Source organism: Shewanella sp. BJSY2023SW001 (genome assembly GCF_047314685.1).
Classification (GTDB): domain Bacteria; phylum Pseudomonadota; class Gammaproteobacteria; order Enterobacterales; family Shewanellaceae; genus Shewanella; species Shewanella indica.
This window is the reverse complement of the sequence record NZ_JBKORF010000078.1, coordinates 1-4,737: the sequence shown is the minus strand read 5'-3', so window position 1 is coordinate 4,737 and position 4,737 is coordinate 1. Positions and strand designations below refer to the sequence as shown.

The window sequence follows — 4,737 nt, the reverse complement described above, 5'->3', positions numbered from 1 at the left end:
AGAAGTGGCCCCCAATTTTCGGACATGACTTTAAGTGGTCGATCTGTTTTGATAGTACCCAACAATACAGGGACAGATTATGACTAGAAAACGTAGAAACCACTCTCCTGAGTTTAAAGCTAAGGTGGCTCTCGATGCCGCTAAAGGCGATAAAACCGTCGCTGAGCTAGCTCAGAAATATAACCTGCACGCTAACCAGATCTCAACATGGAAAAAGGAGCTGCTTGAAAACGCAGCCATGATTTTTGCCACCGAAAATCACTCAGGAAAAGAGAGTTCCGAAGAAGTGGACAAACTTCACGCCAAGATCGGTCAATTGACCATGGAAAATGATTTTTTGGCCAAAGTGCTCGGTCGTTAGACCGAGCCCAGCGAAAGAGTTCGCTGGTTAAATCCACCCCATTGCCGATAAAGCGCCAATGTGAGCTGCTCAATATTGCTCGCTCTACCGCTTACTATCAACCCATCGGACTCTCTGCTGAGGAGATCACGTTACGACGAATGATTGACGAAATTCATCTGCAGTATCCGTTTATGGGCAGTCGGCGCATTCGAACTGAGCTGGCTAAAAATGGCCATAGCGTTAATCGTAAGCGTGTTGTTCGACTCATGCGCGATATGGGGATTGGGGCGATTTACCCCAAGCCCAAAACGACGCTGGCGAACAAAGCACACAAGGTGTATCCCTACCTGTTGCGTGATATCGAAGTCACTTACCCAAACCAAGCTTGGGCGATTGATATCACATATATCCCAATGGCGAAGGGGTTCCTGTACCTCGTTGCGATTATCGACTGGTATAGCCGCAAAGTGCTGGCTTGGCGACTATCCAACACCATGGACACGAGTTTTTGTATCGAAGCGCTTGAGGAAGCGCTGAAGCATTATGGGCCACCTGATATCTTTAACTCAGATCAAGGCAGCCAGTTTACCAGCACAGAGTTCACACAGAAGTTAATTGAGCATAACGTACGTATAAGCATGGATGGGAAAGGCCGCTGGGTTGACAATGTTTTCATTGAGCGATTATGGCGAAGCCTGAAATATGAGGAGGTTTACTTAAAGGCTTATACCACGCCCCGTGAAGCCGAGCTTGAAATCGGCAACTACATGGTGTTTTATAATGAAGAGCGTAACCATCAAGGACTCAATAACCTCACTCCTGATGAGGCCTACTTCGGTAGGCAAAGATACGCAGCATGAGCTGGGTCAACCACTTAAGAAATGAGCTTATGTGTCCAACCGTTGGGGACCACTTCTGTTCATTGAACAACCCTCTGCGAGAATGCTCTTGGCAACGCCGACGCATATCGATGGTTTTACCAATGTACTTATAGGCACCTTCAGTGTCTCTGATACGATATATACCGATCAGTCCTTTCTTTATGGACTCACAAGACGAATGTTGACAGGGCCTGCCTGGTTTAAGTGCTGAGCCGACTAAAGGTGTTGGAATAGTCTCCGAAATAATGTCGACGCTGGGTATTTGAAGGGATTGTTCTTTGCACTTGTAAACATTCTTCTGACTTGCTTTACAGCAGGCTGGTTTTTTTTGGGGTCTAGAAGCAACGCCATTAACAAGTCCAGAACCCACCGCTCCAAGTATACGCAGTAAGTATGGCGTTATAACGTATATAGTACCAGCTACAACTAATACACTCCCAACGGCTATAGCAGTTGCCGTTATTGGATGTTCTTTACCCCAATTAAGAAGTTGTTTTAATGAGCTAGCCATTCTAACTCCAGACACTTAAGATAGGTTATGTCAGTATAGTTCTTCTGTTGTTCACTGTTGGTTATAGGGTGGTACAAATACAGGGTACATACTGCACAAGCAAAGGTGCGTAACACTATGATTTAAAAGAGTTTGTTTTTTGACTGACGAATTGACGGTTCAAATGGCTTTGGTCGCAAAATCCTCAGTCCTGTTCCACCTGGATGGGGAAGCGCCCAGCCGCAACAACGTTCGCGCCAGAATTAATCTTGCCTGGGTTTGAGCCAAATTGTGCCCTGAACTGCCTGAGTAACACAAAAGGCGCAGTTGTACCAGACTGGCCAGTTCCTGGAGTGAGGTGTTACTGCTGCAACTGTGTTCCAGAAACTGTCTGGCCCTATTCAGCTGGGGGGCTGCCTGGACAGCTGCAGCGGGCTTCAGCCGACCGTGACGCAGCATCAACAGGCTGAGGTTAAGGCATTCAACAAAGTCATAAGACTGGGTATGCCTGTTCGCCAGAAAATCTCGTAAAGCAGCTGAAAGCCTAAATAAGTGTTCCTAATTGTGCTCCACTTTCATGAGACCATGCCCGCCACCAGGGAATGGTGAAGCATGGTCCATAAAATACTTAACCCGCTCCATCAACTTCCAGATGTTTTTGCACTGATGGTTTCGGGTAACGGTTTCATGTAGTGCGTGCCACAACTGCTCCATTTTGTTGACCCAAGGTGAGTAAACCGGCTGAAATAACAAGATAAACTTTGGGTTTTGCTTGAGCCAAGCTTGAGTCTTTTTACTCTTGTGGATGATGTAGTTATCGATAATGAGCGTAATCGTTTGGGCTCGTCTGTACCGTCTTTTGAGTAATTTCAGCATTGAAAGAAATAGCATAGAATCTTTGCTAGAACTGGCGACATAACTGACTTTCCCCGTTCCTGTGTGTAGCGCACCTGCCAAGTATCGTTTGCTATTCTGTCCCGGCGTTGTCACTCGTTTTTGATGGCCTTTATGCATCCATTCTGCGCCGATTTTTGGATTGAGATGGATATCAACTTCATCTTCATAAAATACGGGATGGTTTATATTGCAACGCTTCAAAGCTGCCTTAATTTCCGCAAGCTTCTCATCTTTATGAGGATCTTTGATATGCAAGGTGGGAGCGGCTCTACGCCAAACAACGCCAAGTTTAGGCAACCACCGCCGAATCGTTGAGGAATGAACCTGCAGCGAAAATAAGCGGTTAACCTCAAGAGCTATTAATTCAGTACTCCAGCGGGAACGTTGGTATCCAAGCTCTTGGGGGGACAATTGAAGCAGTAGTTTGATTACACTCGTTATTTGTTGGAAAGGAAGCACACAGGAACGGCCTCTGGTTGAAGACTCCAGCCCCTCAATGCCACATTCAGTGTACCAACTGACCCATCTGTTGATTGAAGAACGCGCTGCAGCTATCAAGCCTGATACTTCAGTAACAGTACGTCCAGATGCCAACAAGAGAATGGCATTCAGGCGACGGCACTCGTCTTTATCTCTGGTTTTATACATCTTTTTTTGTATTCGACGTCTTTCAGAGCGGGTTGGTAATGTTAGAATCATGATCTCGGCTCGGTTTGTGTGAGTTGGTTGGTTTGGCGATTGATCAGAACGCTTGAATCGAGCCGAGTTCCTTCTATTTTCGAAACGCAGTGATCTACATTTAGGAACTAATGAAATGGACACCTCCCCACAAAGACTTCAGTGAGCCATGCTGTAAGTGCAAACCAACAGCAATATGAAGAGGTGTCCCATGGAACAAATTATCGGAATTGATCTGGCAAAGCGAGTTTTTCAGGTGAATATCGTATCTGCGCAGGGTGAGAAGAAAGCGAATAAAATGATCACCCGTGAAAAATTGACGGCGTTTATTGTTCAGCAGCCTCCGTCCCGTATTGTGATGGAAGCGTGCGGCAGTGCAAATTACTGGTCACGCCAGTTCAGGCAATACGGACATGAAGTTAAACAAATCAGTCCACAGTATGTTGCCCCCTTCAGAATGGGCAGTAAAAATGACAAAAATGATGCAGCTGCAATTGTCGAAGCTGACAGTCGCCCGGGTATGCGCTATGTGCCGGAGAAGTCTATTGAACAGCAGGATATTCAGTGTCTGCACCGGGTTCGCCAGCGGCTGATGAAAAACAAAACCGCGCTGATTAACCAGATACGGGGGCTAGGCCTGGAATACGGTATTGCCATACCGGAAGGGGCTCATAAAATTATGGCCCACCTGCCTGAGCACCTGGAGGATGCAGAAAATGAGCTCACCACGCTCAGCCGGGAGCTGTTCCATGAGATGTTGCAGGAACTTCAGGACAATCAGCAGCGGATTAAAACTCTGGATCTGCGCCTTGCGCTTATCAGCCAGCAAAATGAGGATACCCTCAGACTGAAAAGCATACCTGGTATCGGGCCATTAGGGGCTTCAGCCTTGACGGTAGCTCTGGGCGACAGTGCTGATTTTCAGAATGGCCGGCATTTTGCCAGCTATCTGGGGCTGGTTCCGAAGGAGCACAGCAGTGGTGGTAAAGTCAAACTACTCGGGATAACAAAACGCGGAGATGGTTATCTGCGAGGACTGATTATTCATGGCGCCCGCTCAGTGGTTTACCGGGTCATCAACCTTCCGGAAGAACGATGTGGAGGTCTCCAGCGGTGGCTGAAAGGTATTATTGCCCGAAGTGGCGTAAACAAAGCTGTAGTGGCGCTGGCTAACAAAAATGCCCGAATAGCGTGGGCGCTAATAAACCAAAAAACAGAGTATATCGTTAAGTAACTAACTGATTTTAATAAGTCCAAAGAGTTGATGTGCTGACAGGTAGAACCGACTCTCTGTGAACCTGACAAATAGCTGGGCTGCTAAAAGCCATGGCACTAATGAGGACAGAGAGTACGGATGTTCATCAGGGCTCACGAAGCCGGATATATGTGTGTGGCTACTTTGTCAGAAAGAGACCTGCCGGTGCTTGCATCGGAGAGGTGTCCATATA

At 47.0% G+C, this 4,737-nt stretch carries 4 protein-coding genes; 2 read left to right on the top strand and 2 right to left on the bottom strand.

Annotated features, from left to right (window positions below; all coding sequences use genetic code 11):
* The first annotated feature begins 79 nt into the window (after positions 1-79).
* Positions 80-1,203, top strand: a protein-coding gene (locus ACMHXH_RS17515; protein WP_114139936.1) for an IS3-like element ISVpa4 family transposase whose coding sequence is annotated in 2 segments (ribosomal slippage) — positions 80-332 and positions 332-1,203 — 1,125 coding nt in all. Because the reading frame shifts where the segments join, the coding sequence is not laid out codon by codon here.
* On the opposite strand, the gene ACMHXH_RS17510 is transcribed toward ACMHXH_RS17515, so the two are convergent.
* Together ACMHXH_RS17510 and ACMHXH_RS17505 are read right to left on the bottom strand one after the other, a co-directional pair.
* Positions 1,157-1,735: a GIY-YIG nuclease family protein gene (locus ACMHXH_RS17510; protein ID WP_413738388.1), complete on the bottom strand. Its 579-nt coding sequence runs from the start codon at positions 1,733-1,735 to the stop codon at positions 1,157-1,159. The two genes, ACMHXH_RS17515 and ACMHXH_RS17510, sit on opposite strands and share 47 nt — an antisense overlap.
* Positions 1,736-2,272: 537 nt before the next feature.
* The gene (locus tag ACMHXH_RS17505; RefSeq protein WP_413738386.1) at positions 2,273-3,310 is read right to left on the bottom strand and encodes an IS630 family transposase; all 1,038 of its coding nucleotides are present in this window, start codon (positions 3,308-3,310) and stop codon (positions 2,273-2,275) included.
* 190 nt (positions 3,311-3,500) lie between these two features.
* Here ACMHXH_RS17505 and ACMHXH_RS17500 point away from each other — a divergent pair, with 190 nt between their 5' ends.
* Positions 3,501-4,523 carry an IS110 family transposase gene (locus ACMHXH_RS17500; protein ID WP_413737849.1) on the top strand — a complete coding sequence of 341 codons (1,023 nt, stop codon included), beginning with the start codon at positions 3,501-3,503 and terminating at the stop codon, positions 4,521-4,523.
* Positions 4,524-4,737: the final 214 nt, after the last annotated feature.

Coding starts and splice junctions, on each gene's coding strand:
- ACMHXH_RS17510 (WP_413738388.1), bottom strand. CDS start 1,735: ATGGCTAGCTCATTAAAACAACTTCTTAATTGGGGTAAAGAACATCCA.
- ACMHXH_RS17505 (WP_413738386.1), bottom strand. CDS start 3,310: ATGATTCTAACATTACCAACCCGCTCTGAAAGACGTCGAATACAAAAA.
- ACMHXH_RS17500 (WP_413737849.1), top strand. CDS start 3,501: ATGGAACAAATTATCGGAATTGATCTGGCAAAGCGAGTTTTTCAGGTG.